This window comes from Streptococcus equinus (assembly GCF_049393805.1).
GTDB classification, from domain to species: Bacteria; Bacillota; Bacilli; order Lactobacillales; family Streptococcaceae; genus Streptococcus; species Streptococcus equinus.
The window spans coordinates 1029061-1045000 of sequence record NZ_CP185763.1; the positions used below are offsets into that span (position 1 = coordinate 1029061).

Consider the following 15940-nt stretch of genomic DNA (forward strand, 5'->3'; position numbering starts at 1 on the left):
AGGAGGAAATAACGTGGGTATTAAAGCTTATAAACCAACGACAAATGGTCGTCGTAATATGACTTCTTTGGATTTTGCTGAAATCACTACAAGCACTCCTGAGAAATCATTGCTTGTTTCACTTAAAAACAAAGCTGGTCGTAACAACAACGGTCGCATCACTGTACGTCACCAAGGTGGCGGACACAAACGTCACTACCGTTTGATTGACTTCAAACGTAACAAAGATGGCGTTGAAGCAGTTGTTAAAACTATCGAGTACGATCCAAACCGTACAGCTAACATCGCTCTTGTACACTACACTGATGGTGTGAAAGCTTACATCCTTGCACCTAAAGGTCTTGAAGTTGGTCAACGTATCGTTTCAGGTCCAGATGCAGATATCAAAGTTGGTAACGCACTTCCACTTGCTAACATCCCTGTTGGTACAGTTATTCACAACATCGAACTTCAACCAGGTAAAGGTGCTGAATTGATCCGTGCCGCTGGTGCATCTGCACAAGTTCTTGGTCAAGAAGGTAAATATGTACTTGTTCGTCTTCAATCAGGCGAAGTTCGTATGATTCTTGGTACTTGCCGTGCTACAATCGGTACTGTAGGTAACGAACAACAAGTTCTTGTTAACCTTGGTAAAGCTGGTCGCAGCCGTTGGATGGGTATCCGTCCTACAGTTCGTGGTTCTGTAATGAACCCTAATGATCACCCACACGGTGGTGGTGAAGGTAAAGCACCAGTTGGACGTAAAGCGCCATCTACTCCTTGGGGTAAACCTGCGCTTGGTCTTAAAACTCGTAACAAAAAAGCTCAATCTGACAAACTTATTATTCGTCGTCGTAACGACAAATAATAAGCTAGTCGCTTAGCTAATTAATCATCCGCCAGCTCGGTAGTGTGCATTTTATGCACACAGGCCGCTGTGGTACTATAATTTAAAGGAGAAAACTACAAAATGGGACGTAGTCTTAAAAAAGGACCTTTCGTCGATGAGCATTTGATGAAAAAAGTTGAAGCTCAAGCAAACGACGAAAAGAAAAAAGTAATTAAAACTTGGTCACGTCGTTCAACGATTTTCCCAAGTTTCATCGGATACACAATCGCAGTTTATGATGGACGTAAACACGTACCAGTTTACATTCAAGAAGACATGGTAGGTCACAAACTTGGTGAATTCGCACCAACTCGTACTTACAAAGGTCACGCTGCTGACGATAAGAAAACACGTTAATAAGAGGAGGACACAATGGCAGAAATTACTTCAGCTAAAGCAATGGCTCGTACAGTCCGTGTTTCACCTCGTAAAACACGTCTTGTACTTGATCTTATCCGTGGTAAGAACGTTGCTGACGCAATCGCAATCTTGAAATTCACTCCAAACAAAGCAGCTCGTGTAGTTGAAAAAGTTCTTAACTCTGCTATCGCTAACGCAGAAAACAACTTTGGTTTGGAAAAAGCTAACTTGGTAGTATCTGAAACTTTCGCAAACGAAGGACCAACTATGAAACGTTTCCGTCCACGTGCTAAAGGTTCAGCTTCACCAATCAACAAACGCACAACTCACGTAACAGTAGTTGTGTCAGAAAAATAAGGAGGTAAAATCGTGGGTCAAAAAGTACATCCAATTGGTATGCGTGTCGGAATCATCCGTGATTGGGATGCGAAATGGTATGCTGAAAAAGAATACGCGGATTACCTTCATGAAGATCTTGCAATCCGCAAATTCATCCAAACAGAATTGGCAGACGCTTCAGTTTCACGTATTGAAATCGAACGTGCTGTAAATAAAGTAATTGTTTCACTTCACACTGCTAAACCAGGTATGGTTATCGGTAAAGGTGGAGCAAACGTAGACGCTCTTCGCGTTAAACTTAACAAATTGACTGGAAAACAAGTTCACATCAACATCGTTGAAATCAAACAACCTGATTTGGACGCTCACCTTGTTGGTGAAAACATCGCACGTCAACTTGAACAACGTGTTGCTTTCCGTCGTGCTCAAAAACAAGCTATCCAACGTACAATGCGTGCAGGTGCTAAAGGTATCAAAACTCAAGTATCTGGTCGTTTGAACGGTGCTGATATCGCTCGTGCAGAAGGTTACTCAGAAGGAACTGTTCCACTTCACACACTTCGTGCAGATATCGACTACGCTTGGGAAGAAGCTGACACTACTTACGGTAAACTAGGTGTTAAAGTTTGGATCTACCGTGGTGAAGTTCTTCCAGCTCGTAAAAACACTAAAGGAGGCAAATAACAAATGTTAGTACCTAAACGTGTTAAACACCGTCGCGAATTCCGTGGAAAAATGCGCGGTGAAGCTAAAGGTGGTAAAGAAGTCGCATTCGGTGAATACGGTCTTCAAGCTACTACTAGCCACTGGATCACAAACCGCCAAATCGAAGCTGCCCGTATCGCTATGACTCGTTACATGAAACGTGGTGGTAAAGTTTGGATTAAAATCTTCCCACACAAATCATACACTGCTAAAGCTATCGGTGTACGTATGGGTTCTGGTAAAGGGGCACCTGAAGGTTGGGTAGCACCAGTTAAACGTGGTAAAGTTATGTTCGAAATTGCTGGTGTACCTGAAGAAGTTGCACGTGAAGCTCTTCGTCTTGCTAGCCACAAATTGCCAGTTAAGACTAAATTCGTGAAACGTGAAGCAGAATAAGGAGAAATCATGAAACTTCAAGAAATTAAAGATTTTGTTAAAGAGCTTCGTGGTCTTTCTCAAGAAGAACTTGCTAAGAAAGAAAACGAACTTAAGAAAGAACTTTTCGATCTTCGTTTCCAAGCTGCAGCAGGTCAACTTGATCAAACTGCTCGTTTGAACGAAGTTAAAAAACAAATTGCACGTGTTAAAACAGTGCAATCTGAAAAGAAATAATAGATTGGGAAAGGAGAAATTCTAATAATGGAACGTAATCAACGTAAAACCCTTGTTGGACGCGTAGTATCTGACAAAATGGATAAAACAATCACTGTTGTAGTTGAAACTAAACGTAACCACCCAGTCTATGGTAAACGTATCAACTATTCTAAAAAATACAAAGCACATGATGAAAACAACGTTGCTAAAGAAGGCGATATCGTTCGTATCATGGAAACTCGTCCACTTTCAGCTACAAAACGTTTCCGTCTTGTAGAAGTTGTGGAAAAAGCTGTTATTATCTAATCAAACTAAAAGGAGAAAATTGAAATGATTCAACAAGAAACTCGCTTGAAAGTTGCTGATAATAGCGGTGCTCGTGAAATCTTGACTATCAAAGTTCTTGGTGGTTCAGGACGTAAATTCGCTAACATCGGTGACGTAATCGTTGCTTCTGTAAAACAAGCTACTCCTGGTGGAGCTGTTAAAAAAGGTGATGTCGTAAAAGCTGTTGTAGTTCGTACTAAAACAGGTGCTCGCCGTCCAGACGGTTCATACATCAAATTTGACGACAACGCTGCAGTAATCATCCGTGACGATAAAACTCCTCGCGGAACTCGTATCTTCGGCCCTGTTGCACGTGAATTGCGTGAAGGTGGCTTCATGAAGATCGTATCACTTGCACCAGAAGTACTTTAATAAGAACACAAACTAAGTCCCCTGCTTTTTGCAGGGTGCCCATTAGGGCGTAAGAAATAATAGGAGAAAAACCAAATGTTTGTAAAAAAAGGCGATAAAGTTCGCGTTATTGCTGGTAAGGACAAAGGCGTTGAAGCTGTAGTTCTTAAAGCCCTTCCTAAAGTCAACAAAGTTGTCGTTGAAGGTGTTGCTATTGTTAAAAAACATCAAAAACCAAACAACGTAAACCCTCAAGGTGCTATCGTGGAAAAAGAAGCACCAATCCATGTGTCTAACGTTCAAGTTCTTGACAAAAATGGTGTTGCAGGACGTGTTGGTTACAAAGTTGTAGACGGCAAAAAAGTTCGTTACAACAAAAAATCAGGCGAAGTGCTTGATTAATCACGAAGGAAAGGAGAAAGTATAAGTAATGGTAAATCGTTTAAAAGAAAAATACACTAACGAAGTAGTTCCTGCTTTGACTGAAAAATTCAACTACACTTCAGTTATGGCTGTCCCAAAAGTTGAGAAAATCGTTCTTAACATGGGTGTTGGTGATGCTGTAAATAATGCTAAAAACCTTGAAAAAGCTGCTGCTGAATTGGCACTTATCTCAGGTCAAAAACCATTGATTACTAAAGCTAAGAAATCAATCGCTGGCTTCCGTCTTCGTGAAGGTGTAGCGATCGGTGCAAAAGTTACCCTTCGTGGTGAACGTATGTACGAATTCTTAGATAAATTGGTAACTGTTTCACTTCCACGTGTTCGTGACTTCCACGGTGTTCCAACAAAATCATTTGATGGACGTGGTAACTACACACTTGGTGTGAAAGAACAATTGATCTTCCCAGAAATCAACTTTGATGATGTTGATAAAGTACGTGGTCTTGATATCGTTATCGTAACTACTGCTAACACTGACGAAGAAGGTCGTGAATTGCTTAAAGGCCTTGGAATGCCTTTTGCAAAATAATTTAGGAGGTAAATCAATTGGCTAAAAAATCTATGATTGCTAAGAATCATCGCCCTGCGAAATTCTCTACGCAAGCTTACACTCGTTGCGAACGTTGTGGCCGTCCACACTCAGTTTACCGCAAATTCAAACTTTGCCGTGTTTGCTTCCGTGAGTTAGCTTACAAAGGACAAATCCCAGGCGTTACCAAAGCTTCTTGGTAAGTCGATGATATAATATTCCTGACTGAACAAGCCATATAGAAGAATTTATCTTCTGTTTGGCAAAGTTCATGATGGGTTCAAGAGTTATTCTTGAAAACAAGCCGTAAGGCACATTAACTAGCAAGTGAACTATTCAAACTACTAGTAAGAGGAGAATATATAAATGGTTATGACTGACCCAATTGCAGACTTTTTGACACGCATTCGTAACGCTAACCAAGCAAAACACGAAGTGCTTGAAGTACCTGCATCAAACATTAAAAAAGGTATTGCTGAAATCCTTAAACGCGAAGGTTTCGTGAAAAACGTTGAAGTTATCGAAGATGACAAACAAGGTATCATCCGCGTATTCCTTAAATACGGACAAAACGGTGAACGTGTTATCACTAACTTGAAACGTATCTCTAAACCAGGTCTTCGTGTTTACGCAAAACGTGAAGATGTTCCTAAAGTTCTTAACGGACTTGGAATTGCAATCATTTCTACATCAGAAGGTCTTTTGACTGACAAAGAAGCTCGTCAAAAGAACGTTGGTGGAGAAGTTATTGCTTACGTTTGGTAAGATTAAAAACTTATTTCAATTTTCATTGAGAGAAGTTTCTTACTAAAATTAATGGACTATCAGTACAGTTAATCTGTATGAATAGTTGCCCCGTGAAAACTCGTCGCATATGCGGCTTGACAATCTAACAGGAGAAAATAAAAACTATGTCACGTATTGGTAATAAAGTTATCAACTTGCCTGCTGGTGTTGAAGTTACTAACAACAACAATGTAGTAACTGTTAAAGGACCTAAAGGCGAACTCACTCGTGAGTTTGATAAAAACATTGAAATCAAAGTTGAAGGCACTGAAGTTTCACTTCACCGTCCAAACGACTCAAAAGAAATGAAAACAATCCATGGTACAGCTCGTGCTAACTTGAACAACATGGTACTTGGCGTTTCTGAAGGTTTCAAAAAAGAACTTGAAATGCGCGGGGTTGGTTACCGTGCTCAACTTCAAGGTTCAAAACTTGTACTTTCTGTAGGTAAATCTCACCAAGACGAAGTAGAAGCTCCAGAAGGAATTTCATTTGAAGTACCATCTGCAACTTCAATCATCGTTAACGGTATCAGCAAAGAAGTTGTTGGTCAAACAGCTGCTTACATCCGTAGCCTTCGTGCTCCAGAACCTTACAAAGGTAAAGGTATCCGTTACGTTGGTGAATACGTACGTCGTAAAGAAGGTAAAACAGGTAAATAATAGCTTATGGGAGATTTTGCGAGAGTTATTCTCGCAGAACTCATATGCTAACATTTATACAACAATGTCGTTTTGACATTAATCAATTAATTAAGAGGTGAAAATTGTGATTTCGAAACCAGATAAAAACAAAATCCGCCAAAAACGCCACCGTCGCGTTCGCGGTAAACTCTCTGGAACTGCTGATCGCCCACGTTTGAACGTTTTCCGTTCTAATACAGGCATCTACGCTCAAGTTATTGATGACGTAGCGGGTGTAACGCTCGCAAGTGCATCAACTCTTGATAAAGAAGTTTCTAAAGGAACTAAAACAGAACAAGCCGTTGTTGTCGGTAAACTTGTTGCTGAACGCGCAGTAGCTAAAGGTATTTCTGAAGTGGTGTTTGACCGCGGTGGATATCTCTATCACGGACGTGTTAAAGCTTTGGCTGACTCAGCTCGTGAAAACGGATTGAAATTCTAATAGGGAGGACACTAAATAATGGCATTTAAAGATAATGCAGTTGAACTTGAAGAACGCGTTGTTGCGATCAACCGTGTTACAAAAGTTGTTAAAGGTGGACGTCGTCTTCGCTTTGCTGCTCTTGTAGTTGTTGGTGACCGTAATGGTCGTGTAGGTTTCGGTACTGGTAAAGCTCAAGAAGTACCAGAAGCTATTCGTAAAGCTGTTGAAGACGCTAAGAAAAACTTGATCGAAGTACCTATGGTTGGTACAACAATTCCTCACGAAGTTCGTTCAGAATTCGGTGGAGCTAAAGTATTGTTGAAACCTGCTGTAGAAGGTGCTGGGGTTGCCGCTGGTGGTGCTGTTCGTGCCGTCATCGAATTGGCTGGTGTTGCAGATGTTACATCTAAATCACTTGGCTCAAACACTCCAATCAACATTGTTCGCGCAACTGTTGAAGGTTTGAAACAACTTAAACGTGCAGAAGAAGTTGCTGCTCTTCGCGGTATTTCAGTTTCTGACTTAGCTTAAGAAAGGGGATAATAATGGCTCAAATTAAAATCACTTTGACTAAGTCTCCAATCGGACGCATTCCTGCACAACGTAAAACAGTTGCTGCTCTTGGACTTGGTAAATTACATAGCTCAGTTGTCAAAGAAGACACTCCAGCTATCCGTGGAATGGTTACTTCAGTTTCACACTTGGTAACTGTTGAAGATGTTAAATAATTAACATTAAATAAATTTTAGGTTTAAGTCGCGGGGGAAACTCTTGCGACTTAAACTAGATATAGTATAGGCGAGTTTCTATGGGGAGTCCTTTCCCCTCATAGAGGCGCTAGCATTTTACAAATAAGGAGAAATTAATAATGAAACTTCATGAACTTAAACCTGCTGAAGGTTCTCGTAAAGTCCGTAACCGTGTAGGTCGTGGTACTTCATCTGGTAACGGTAAAACTGCAGGACGCGGTCAAAAAGGTCAAAAAGCTCGTAGCGGTGGTAAAGTACGTCTTGGTTTTGAAGGTGGACAAACTCCATTGTTCCGTCGTATGCCAAAACGTGGTTTCTTGAACATCAACGCTAAAGAATACGCTCTTGTAAACCTTGACCAACTTAACGTTTTCGAAGATGGTACAGAAGTAACTCCAGTTGTTCTTAAAGAAGCTGGAATCATCCGTGCTGAAAAATCAGGCGTTAAAGTTCTTGGTAACGGCGAATTGACTAAAAAATTGACTGTTAAAGCAGCTAAATTCTCAAAATCTGCTGAAGCAGCTATCACTGCAAAAGGTGGTTCAATCGAAGTCATCTAATTGAGGAGGACTCGGTATGTTCTTTAAATTACTTAAAGATGCACTAAAGGTAAAAAATGTAAGAAATAAAATTTTCTTTACGCTTTTTATCATCTTTGTTTTCCGAGTTGGTACGCATATTACCGTACCTGGTATTAATGCCAAAAGTCTTGACCAACTAGGTGAACTTCCCTTTCTTAATATGTTGAATCTTGTTTCTGGTAATGCTATGAGTAACTTCTCTGTATTCTCAATGGGTGTTAGCCCGTACATCACAGCATCTATCATTGTTCAACTATTACAGATGGATATTTTGCCTAAGTTTGTTGAATGGAGCAAACAAGGTGAGGTTGGTCGTCGCAAGTTAAACCAAGCGACTCGCTATATTTCACTAGTTCTTGCATTTATCCAATCAATTGGGATTACAGCAGGCTTTAATACTTTATCAAGCATTTCACTTGTTTCAACACCAAATGTTAAAACATATATCCTGATTGGAGCTTTGCTCACAACAGGTAGTATGATTGTGACTTGGCTTGGGGAACAAATCACCGATAAAGGTTTCGGAAATGGTGTCTCAATGATTATCTTTGCTGGTATCATTTCATCAATTCCAAATGCGATTTCAACAATCTATGAAGATTTCTTTGTAAATGTTCGTTCAAGTGATTTAGTATCTTCATACATCTTTGTAGCTTTGTTGATTGTAGCTGTATTGGCAATTGTTTTCTTTACAACCTTTGTCCAACAAGCAGAATATAAAATTCCAATCCAATATACAAAACTTGTTCAAGGAGCACCAACAAGTTCTTATCTTCCTTTAAAAATTAATCCGGCTGGCGTCATTCCCGTTATCTTTGCCAGTTCGATTACAACGATTCCAAGTACGATTATTCCGTTGATTTCAAATGGACATGATATTCCTTGGCTTACAACTCTAGAATCATTCTTGAATTACCAAACACCGATCGGAATGGTAATTTACGCAGTACTAATTATTTTATTTTCATTCTTCTATACTTTTGTACAAGTTAATCCTGAAAAAACTGCAGAAAACTTGCAAAAGGGTGCGTCATATATTCCTAGTGTTCGACCTGGACGCGAAACAGAAGAATATTTGTCTTCATTATTGAAGAAATTAGCTACTGTCGGATCAATTTTCTTGGCGTTTATTTCATTAACACCAATTATTGCTCAACAAGCAATGAATCTATCTAGTAGTATTGCTCTTGGAGGAACAAGTCTTCTAATCTTGATTTCAACAGGCATTGAAGGAATGAAACAACTTGAAGGTTATCTCTTGAAGAGACAGTATGTTGGTTTCATGAATACAGCAGAATAGAATATAGGTTGACCTAGTCAACCTTTCTATTTTGTTTTTGAATAAGTTTAGCACTTCGGTGTTAAATTTATTTAAAAATAAAATAAGGAGAGTATCATGAATCTTTTAATCATGGGTTTACCAGGTGCTGGTAAAGGAACTCAAGCTGCGAAAATCGTTGAAAAATTTGGTGTAGCTCACATTTCAACTGGAGACATGTTCCGTGCTGCAATGGCAAACAAAACTGAAATGGGTGTTCTTGCTAAATCATTCATCGATAAAGGTGAACTTGTACCAGATGAAGTAACTAACGGTATCGTTAAAGAACGTTTGGCACAAGCTGATATCGCTGAAAAAGGTTTCTTGCTTGATGGTTACCCACGTACTATTGAACAAGCACACGCTTTGGACGAAACACTTAAAAACTTGGATCTTAAATTAGACGGTGTTATCAACATCGACGTTAATCCAGAAAGCTTGATTGAACGTTTATCAGGTCGTTTCATCTGCCGTTCTTGTGGAGCAACTTATCACAAAGTATTCAATCCAACAAAAGTTGAAGGAACTTGTGATGCATGTGAAGGACACGAATTCTATCAACGTGAAGATGACAAACCTGAAACTGTAAAACGTCGTCTAGATGTTAACATTGCTCAAGGTGCACCAATCATCGAACACTATCGTAAAGCTGGTATTGTTTTTGATGTTCAAGGTAACCAAGACATTGATGATGTATTTGCTGACATTGCAAAAGCAATCTCATCATTAAAATAATTTAAGAGTTTCTACTTGCACAAGTAGAAGAGTCGTGATATAATAGGCTAGTCTGGCTTATAATTGTTACCTCTGCACTCAGAGGACATCAAATCGAAATTTAGGGGGTACTTTTGCGTGGCAAAAGAAGATGTGATTGAAATTGAAGGTAAAGTTGTTGAGACGATGCCTAACGCTATGTTTACTGTTGAATTAGAAAATGGACACCAAATCTTGGCAACTGTATCAGGAAAAATCCGTAAAAACTACATTCGTATTTTGGTAGGTGACCGTGTTACTGTTGAAATGAGTCCTTACGATTTAACACGTGGACGTATCACATACCGCTTTAAATAATCGAAATAATTGGAGGGATTAAAAAATGAAGGTAAGACCATCAGTCAAACCAATTTGCGAATACTGTAAAGTTATTCGTCGTAACGGTCGTGTTATGGTAATTTGTCCATCAAATCCAAAACACAAACAACGTCAAGGATAATATAGAAAGGAGAAAAAATGGCTCGTATTGCTGGAGTTGATATTCCAAATGAAAAACGTGTAGTAATTTCACTTACTTATGTATATGGTATCGGTCTTGCAACTTCTAAGAAAATCTTAGCAGCTGCTGGTGTTTCTGAAGACATCCGTGTTAAAGATTTGACATCAGATCAAGAAGATGCTATCCGTCGTGAAGTTGATGCAATCAAAGTTGAAGGTGACCTTCGTCGTGAAGTGAACATGAACATCAAACGCTTGATGGAAATTGGTTCATACCGTGGTATCCGTCACCGTCGTGGACTTCCTGTCCGTGGTCAAAACACTAAAAATAACGCTCGCACTCGTAAAGGTAAAGCTGTTGCGATTGCTGGTAAGAAAAAATAAAATAGGAGGTAAAAAAATTGGCTAAACCAACACGTAAACGTCGTGTGAAAAAGAACATCGAATCTGGTGTTGCTCATATTCACGCTACATTCAATAACACTATTGTTATGATTACAGATGTGCACGGTAATGCAATTGCTTGGTCATCAGCTGGTGCTCTTGGATTCAAAGGTTCTCGTAAATCTACTCCATTCGCTGCACAAATGGCTGCTGAAGCTGCTGCTAAATCTGCACAAGAACATGGTCTTAAAACTGTTGAAGTTACTGTAAAAGGTCCTGGTTCAGGTCGTGAGTCTGCTATTCGTGCTCTTGCTGCTGCTGGTCTTGAAGTGACTTCAATCCGTGACGTTACTCCTGTGCCACACAATGGTGCTCGTCCTCCAAAACGTCGTCGTGTGTAATCATAATTGTTAATAGTACACAAGATTCGTTTCGAGGGAGTATAATAAATGATTGAGTTTGAAAAACCAATAATAACAAAAATTGATGAAAATAAAGATTACGGCAGATTTGTTATCGAACCACTTGAACGTGGTTATGGTACAACTCTAGGTAATTCTCTTCGTCGTGTACTCTTGTCTTCACTCCCAGGTGCGGCAGTAACATCAATTAAAATTGATGGAGTACTCCACGAATTTGACACTATTCCAGGTGTACGCGAAGATGTTATGCAAATCATCCTTAACATTAAAGGACTTGCAGTAAAATCTTATGTTGATGATGAAAAAATTATCGAACTTGATGTTGAAGGTCCAGCAGAAGTAACTGCAGGAGATATTTTGACAGATAGCGATGTTGAAATTGTCAACCCTGACCACTATCTCTTTACTATTGCTGAAGGACATAGCTTGAAAGCTACAATGACTGTTGCTAAAAAACGTGGTTACGTTCCAGCAGAAGGTAATAAAAAAGAAGATGCTCCAGTGGGAACATTGGCTGTAGATTCTATCTACACACCAGTGAAGAAAGTTAATTATCAAGTTGAACCTGCTCGTGTAGGTAGCAATGACGGCTTTGATAAATTGACAATCGAAATCATGACAAATGGCACAATCATTCCTGAAGATGCTTTAGGTCTATCTGCACGCGTTTTGATCGAACACTTGAATCTATTTACTGACCTTACAGAAGTTGCTAAAAACACTGATGTAATGAAAGAAGCAGAAAAAGTTAACGATGAAAAAGTGCTTGACCGTACTATCGAAGAACTTGATTTGTCAGTCCGCTCATATAACTGTCTTAAACGTGCAGGCATTAACACTGTATTCGATTTGACAGAAAAAACTGAGCCTGAAATGATGAAAGTCCGTAACCTTGGTCGTAAGAGCCTTGAAGAAGTCAAAGTTAAACTTGCTGATCTTGGACTCGGACTCAAAAACGATAAATAATATAGGAGGATAAAATGGCTTACCGTAAACTAGGACGCACTAGCTCACAACGTAAAGCAATGCTTCGTGATTTGACAACAGATCTATTGATTAACGAATCTATTGTAACAACTGAAGCTCGTGCTAAAGAAATCCGTAAAACAGTTGAAAAAATGATTACTTTAGGTAAACGTGGTGACCTTCATGCACGTCGTCAAGCTGCTGCTTTCGTACGTAATGAAATTGCATCTGAAAACTTTGATGAAGCTACTGAAAAATACTCTTCACAAACAGCTCTTCAAAAACTTTTCGATGAAATCGCACCTCGCTATGCAGAACGCAACGGTGGATACACTCGTATTCTTAAAACTGAACCTCGCCGTGGTGATGCTGCCCCAATGGCAATCATTGAATTAGTTTAATTTTTATCAATTTTGTTGAGTGTTATGATGATGGAACCTTTGGTTCTTAGTCTAGCTCTGGTCTACCGCTAGGATTTTTTCCTAGCGGGAACACTCATCATATTGGTGATAGATAAGTAACGCTTGTTTACGAAATGTCTCTAGATTAGAAACACTTCGTAAGCAGGCGTTTTTCTATTGCATTTTATGGCAAAAATGATTTTTCCCGGGGAACCTCCTATAACTTTTGATTATTCATCTCTGAAATTGAGATATTAGGTTACTTAATTCTTTACAATTTCAGTATTGGATATTTTATAGCTTGATTTATGTAGTAGTGATAAAAGTTATAGCGTGCTTATATTATTTTGTTGTAAAAATTAACCATATTGGATTCTTATTCTCAATTCAAATATATATTGAGAGCAGCTGTAATACTCTTTTTTATCGCTTTTTAGCAGATTTTTAAGAGAAAGATGCTAAATTCACTTTAAGGAGTCAAATAAGAGGCTCAGAAGGCTCTATTTTGCTTCCTAAGGACAATTATGTTAGATTGTTGCACAGAAGCTAACAGGTAGCAGATTGCCCCAAAAATGCCTATGTACAGAAGCGGATCGTTTTTTGGGGAGTCAATGTTAGTCTAAATTAATATTTTTCTACACAAAATAAGACCAATTGTGTAGTTTATCAAGAATTAGACAGCCTTAAAAATATAAAATCATTGTGTTTTTTTGGAAATACATAAGGCAATTTTGTTCCAAAACCTTCTCTAAGGTGTGTAAACATCCCCATTTTACAGCATTTTTAACTTCTTTTACTAAAATATTACAAAAAATTGAAAAAAACTTTTCAAAAAAGTGTTGACAGTGTAAGTTAAGTTTAGTATACTAATATAGCTGTCGCATGAGACGGCAAGAGTTTCTAAGAGGTTGAAAAAAACTTTGAAAAAAGTTCTTGACAAAGCCTGTTAGAAATGTTAAACTAATATAGCTGTTGTTTGAGAGAGAACGATGGCAATCAGATTTGAAACTTGTTTGAAAAAACTTTGAAAAAGTTGTTGACAACGAGAGTTAAATTTGATAGAATATAGAAGTTGTCTCGAGTGAGACAAAGACCTTTGAAAACTGAACAATACGAACCAAACGTGCGGGTTACGGAAGTAACCTGTCAAAAAACGATAAATCTGTCAGTGACAGAATGAGAACAAGATTAAATGAGAGTTTGATCCTGGCTCAGGACGAACGCTGGCGGCGTGCCTAATACATGCAAGTAGAACGCTGAAGACTTTAGCTTGCTAAAGTTGGAAGAGTTGCGAACGGGTGAGTAACGCGTAGGTAACCTGCCTACTAGCGGGGGATAACTATTGGAAACGATAGCTAATACCGCATAACAGCATTTAACACATGTTAGATGCTTGAAAGGAGCAATTGCTTCACTAGTAGATGGACCTGCGTTGTATTAGCTAGTTGGTGAGGTAACGGCTCACCAAGGCGACGATACATAGCCGACCTGAGAGGGTGATCGGCCACACTGGGACTGAGACACGGCCCAGACTCCTACGGGAGGCAGCAGTAGGGAATCTTCGGCAATGGGGGCAACCCTGACCGAGCAACGCCGCGTGAGTGAAGAAGGTTTTCGGATCGTAAAGCTCTGTTGTAAGAGAAGAACGTGTGTGAGAGTGGAAAGTTCACACAGTGACGGTAACTTACCAGAAAGGGACGGCTAACTACGTGCCAGCAGCCGCGGTAATACGTAGGTCCCGAGCGTTGTCCGGATTTATTGGGCGTAAAGCGAGCGCAGGCGGTTTAATAAGTCTGAAGTTAAAGGCAGTGGCTTAACCATTGTTCGCTTTGGAAACTGTTAGACTTGAGTGCAGAAGGGGAGAGTGGAATTCCATGTGTAGCGGTGAAATGCGTAGATATATGGAGGAACACCGGTGGCGAAAGCGGCTCTCTGGTCTGTAACTGACGCTGAGGCTCGAAAGCGTGGGGAGCAAACAGGATTAGATACCCTGGTAGTCCACGCCGTAAACGATGAGTGCTAGGTGTTAGGCCCTTTCCGGGGCTTAGTGCCGCAGCTAACGCATTAAGCACTCCGCCTGGGGAGTACGACCGCAAGGTTGAAACTCAAAGGAATTGACGGGGGCCCGCACAAGCGGTGGAGCATGTGGTTTAATTCGAAGCAACGCGAAGAACCTTACCAGGTCTTGACATCCCGATGCTATTCCTAGAGATAGGAAGTTTCTTCGGAACATCGGTGACAGGTGGTGCATGGTTGTCGTCAGCTCGTGTCGTGAGATGTTGGGTTAAGTCCCGCAACGAGCGCAACCCCTATTGTTAGTTGCCATCATTAAGTTGGGCACTCTAGCGAGACTGCCGGTAATAAACCGGAGGAAGGTGGGGATGACGTCAAATCATCATGCCCCTTATGACCTGGGCTACACACGTGCTACAATGGTTGGTACAACGAGTCGCGAGTCGGTGACGGCAAGCAAATCTCTTAAAGCCAATCTCAGTTCGGATTGTAGGCTGCAACTCGCCTACATGAAGTCGGAATCGCTAGTAATCGCGGATCAGCACGCCGCGGTGAATACGTTCCCGGGCCTTGTACACACCGCCCGTCACACCACGAGAGTTTGTAACACCCGAAGTCGGTGAGGTAACCTTTTGGAGCCAGCCGCCTAAGGTGGGATAGATGATTGGGGTGAAGTCGTAACAAGGTAGCCGTATCGGAAGGTGCGGCTGGATCACCTCCTTTCTAAGGATAAACGGAAGCACGTTTGGAGTATTGTTTAGTTTTGAGAGGTCTTGTGGGGCCTTAGCTCAGCTGGGAGAGCGCCTGCTTTGCACGCAGGAGGTCAGCGGTTCGATCCCGCTAGGCTCCATTGAATCGAAAGATTCAAAGATTGTCCATTGAAAATTGAATATCTATATCAAATTCCACGATTCAAGAAATTGAATTGTAGATAGTAACAAGAAATAAACCGAAACGCTGTGATTTAATGAGTTTAAGGTCAACAGACCAAAATAAGGTTAAGTTAATAAGGGCGCACGGTGGATGCCTTGGCACTAGAAGCCGATGAAGGACGTGACTAACGACGAAATGCTTTGGGGAGTTGTAAGTAAACATTGATCCAGAGATGTCCGAATGGGGGAACCCGGCATGTAATGCATGTCACTCATTACTGTTAAGGTAATGTAGAGGAAGACGCAGTGAACTGAAACATCTAAGTAGCTGCAGGAAGAGAAAGCAAACGCGATTGCCTTAGTAGCGGCGAGCGAAAAGGTAAGAGGGCAAACCGATGTGTTTACACATCGGGGTTGTAGGACTGCGTTGTGGGACGACAAGATTATAGAAGAATTACCTGGGAAGGTAAGCCAAAGAGAGTAACAGCCTCGTATTCGAAATAGTCTTTAACCCTAGCAGTATCCTGAGTACGGCGAGACACGAGAAATCTCGTCGGAATCTGGGAGGACCATCTCCTAACCCTAAATACTCTCTAGTGACCGATAGTGAAC

Annotated in this window: 25 protein-coding genes, 1 tRNA gene and 2 rRNA genes (1 of these 28 cut by a window edge); all 28 read left to right on the forward strand. The window is 40.4% G+C overall.

Annotated features, from left to right (window positions below):
- The first annotated feature begins 13 nt into the window (after positions 1-13).
- A complete protein-coding gene (gene rplB / locus ACN0NP_RS05090) occupies positions 14-847 on the forward strand; it encodes a 50S ribosomal protein L2 (RefSeq protein WP_021141407.1) in 834 nt (277 codons plus the stop codon).
- Positions 848-949: 102 nt separating this feature from the next.
- Entirely contained in the window at positions 950-1225 is a 276-nt protein-coding gene (rpsS, locus tag ACN0NP_RS05095; protein ID WP_020916215.1) for a 30S ribosomal protein S19, read from the forward strand.
- 15 nt (positions 1226-1240) lie between these two features.
- On the forward strand, positions 1241-1585 hold the full coding sequence (gene rplV / locus ACN0NP_RS05100) for a 50S ribosomal protein L22 (protein ID WP_003062848.1): 345 nt from the start codon (positions 1241-1243) through the stop codon (positions 1583-1585).
- A 12-nt stretch (positions 1586-1597) separates the two neighbouring features.
- Positions 1598-2251, forward strand: coding sequence for a 30S ribosomal protein S3 (gene rpsC, locus ACN0NP_RS05105; protein ID WP_021141408.1), 654 nt, complete (start codon positions 1598-1600; stop codon positions 2249-2251).
- Between the two features lie 3 nt (positions 2252-2254).
- Positions 2255-2668, forward strand: a complete 414-nt coding sequence (gene rplP, locus ACN0NP_RS05110) for a 50S ribosomal protein L16 (protein ID WP_003029477.1) — start codon at positions 2255-2257, stop codon at positions 2666-2668.
- A gap of 9 nt (positions 2669-2677) precedes the next feature.
- Positions 2678-2884, forward strand: a complete 207-nt coding sequence (rpmC, locus tag ACN0NP_RS05115) for a 50S ribosomal protein L29 (RefSeq protein WP_003062854.1) — start codon at positions 2678-2680, stop codon at positions 2882-2884.
- Positions 2885-2911: 27 nt separating this feature from the next.
- Positions 2912-3172, forward strand: coding sequence for a 30S ribosomal protein S17 (gene rpsQ, locus ACN0NP_RS05120; RefSeq protein ID WP_002887061.1), 261 nt, complete (start codon positions 2912-2914; stop codon positions 3170-3172).
- A 24-nt stretch (positions 3173-3196) separates the two neighbouring features.
- A complete protein-coding gene (gene rplN, locus ACN0NP_RS05125) occupies positions 3197-3565 on the forward strand; it encodes a 50S ribosomal protein L14 (RefSeq protein WP_020916217.1) in 369 nt (122 codons plus the stop codon).
- Positions 3566-3640: 75 nt separating this feature from the next.
- A complete protein-coding gene (rplX, locus tag ACN0NP_RS05130) occupies positions 3641-3946 on the forward strand; it encodes a 50S ribosomal protein L24 (protein ID WP_003067218.1) in 306 nt (101 codons plus the stop codon).
- Between the two features lie 28 nt (positions 3947-3974).
- The gene (rplE, locus tag ACN0NP_RS05135; protein ID WP_021141409.1) at positions 3975-4517 is read left to right on the forward strand and encodes a 50S ribosomal protein L5; all 543 of its coding nucleotides are present in this window, start codon (positions 3975-3977) and stop codon (positions 4515-4517) included.
- Between the two features lie 17 nt (positions 4518-4534).
- Positions 4535-4720 carry a type Z 30S ribosomal protein S14 gene (locus ACN0NP_RS05140; RefSeq protein WP_003062863.1) on the forward strand — a complete coding sequence of 62 codons (186 nt, stop codon included), beginning with the start codon at positions 4535-4537 and terminating at the stop codon, positions 4718-4720.
- A 163-nt stretch (positions 4721-4883) separates the two neighbouring features.
- The gene (gene rpsH, locus ACN0NP_RS05145) at positions 4884-5282 is read left to right on the forward strand and encodes a 30S ribosomal protein S8 (RefSeq protein WP_006531328.1); all 399 of its coding nucleotides are present in this window, start codon (positions 4884-4886) and stop codon (positions 5280-5282) included.
- A 146-nt stretch (positions 5283-5428) separates the two neighbouring features.
- Entirely contained in the window at positions 5429-5965 is a 537-nt protein-coding gene (gene rplF / locus ACN0NP_RS05150) for a 50S ribosomal protein L6 (RefSeq protein ID WP_024344768.1), read from the forward strand.
- 106 nt (positions 5966-6071) lie between these two features.
- The gene (rplR, locus tag ACN0NP_RS05155; RefSeq protein WP_003001342.1) at positions 6072-6428 is read left to right on the forward strand and encodes a 50S ribosomal protein L18; all 357 of its coding nucleotides are present in this window, start codon (positions 6072-6074) and stop codon (positions 6426-6428) included.
- Positions 6429-6446: 18 nt separating this feature from the next.
- On the forward strand, positions 6447-6941 hold the full coding sequence (gene rpsE / locus ACN0NP_RS05160) for a 30S ribosomal protein S5 (protein WP_003067208.1): 495 nt from the start codon (positions 6447-6449) through the stop codon (positions 6939-6941).
- Between the two features lie 14 nt (positions 6942-6955).
- A complete protein-coding gene (gene rpmD / locus ACN0NP_RS05165; RefSeq protein WP_006531331.1) occupies positions 6956-7138 on the forward strand; it encodes a 50S ribosomal protein L30 in 183 nt (60 codons plus the stop codon).
- A gap of 140 nt (positions 7139-7278) precedes the next feature.
- On the forward strand, positions 7279-7719 hold the full coding sequence (gene rplO, locus ACN0NP_RS05170) for a 50S ribosomal protein L15 (RefSeq protein WP_003067203.1): 441 nt from the start codon (positions 7279-7281) through the stop codon (positions 7717-7719).
- Between the two features lie 16 nt (positions 7720-7735).
- Positions 7736-9040 carry a preprotein translocase subunit SecY gene (gene secY / locus ACN0NP_RS05175; protein WP_003067201.1) on the forward strand — a complete coding sequence of 435 codons (1305 nt, stop codon included), beginning with the start codon at positions 7736-7738 and terminating at the stop codon, positions 9038-9040.
- Between the two features lie 96 nt (positions 9041-9136).
- Positions 9137-9793: an adenylate kinase gene (locus ACN0NP_RS05180; protein WP_021141415.1), complete on the forward strand. Its 657-nt coding sequence runs from the start codon at positions 9137-9139 to the stop codon at positions 9791-9793.
- 117 nt (positions 9794-9910) lie between these two features.
- Positions 9911-10129: a translation initiation factor IF-1 gene (infA, locus tag ACN0NP_RS05185; RefSeq protein ID WP_001040189.1), complete on the forward strand. Its 219-nt coding sequence runs from the start codon at positions 9911-9913 to the stop codon at positions 10127-10129.
- A gap of 25 nt (positions 10130-10154) precedes the next feature.
- Positions 10155-10271: a 50S ribosomal protein L36 gene (gene rpmJ / locus ACN0NP_RS05190; RefSeq protein WP_002959355.1), complete on the forward strand. Its 117-nt coding sequence runs from the start codon at positions 10155-10157 to the stop codon at positions 10269-10271.
- 17 nt (positions 10272-10288) lie between these two features.
- Positions 10289-10654, forward strand: a complete 366-nt coding sequence (rpsM, locus tag ACN0NP_RS05195; RefSeq protein ID WP_003067196.1) for a 30S ribosomal protein S13 — start codon at positions 10289-10291, stop codon at positions 10652-10654.
- A gap of 17 nt (positions 10655-10671) precedes the next feature.
- Positions 10672-11055 (forward strand): 30S ribosomal protein S11, encoded by a 384-nt coding sequence (rpsK, locus tag ACN0NP_RS05200; protein ID WP_003062885.1) that lies wholly within the window; start codon positions 10672-10674, stop codon positions 11053-11055.
- 48 nt (positions 11056-11103) lie between these two features.
- Positions 11104-12042, forward strand: a complete 939-nt coding sequence (locus tag ACN0NP_RS05205) for a DNA-directed RNA polymerase subunit alpha (RefSeq protein ID WP_021141417.1) — start codon at positions 11104-11106, stop codon at positions 12040-12042.
- 14 nt (positions 12043-12056) lie between these two features.
- Positions 12057-12443, forward strand: coding sequence for a 50S ribosomal protein L17 (gene rplQ / locus ACN0NP_RS05210; protein ID WP_003067190.1), 387 nt, complete (start codon positions 12057-12059; stop codon positions 12441-12443).
- 1188 nt (positions 12444-13631) lie between these two features.
- A 16S ribosomal RNA gene (locus ACN0NP_RS05215) occupies positions 13632-15179 on the forward strand.
- A 54-nt stretch (positions 15180-15233) separates the two neighbouring features.
- Positions 15234-15306: transfer RNA gene (locus tag ACN0NP_RS05220), tRNA-Ala, on the forward strand.
- A gap of 146 nt (positions 15307-15452) precedes the next feature.
- Positions 15453-15940, forward strand: a 23S ribosomal RNA gene (locus ACN0NP_RS05225); it runs 2412 nt beyond the window's last position.
- The 16S and 23S rRNA genes sit together here with 1 tRNA gene alongside, the layout of an rRNA operon.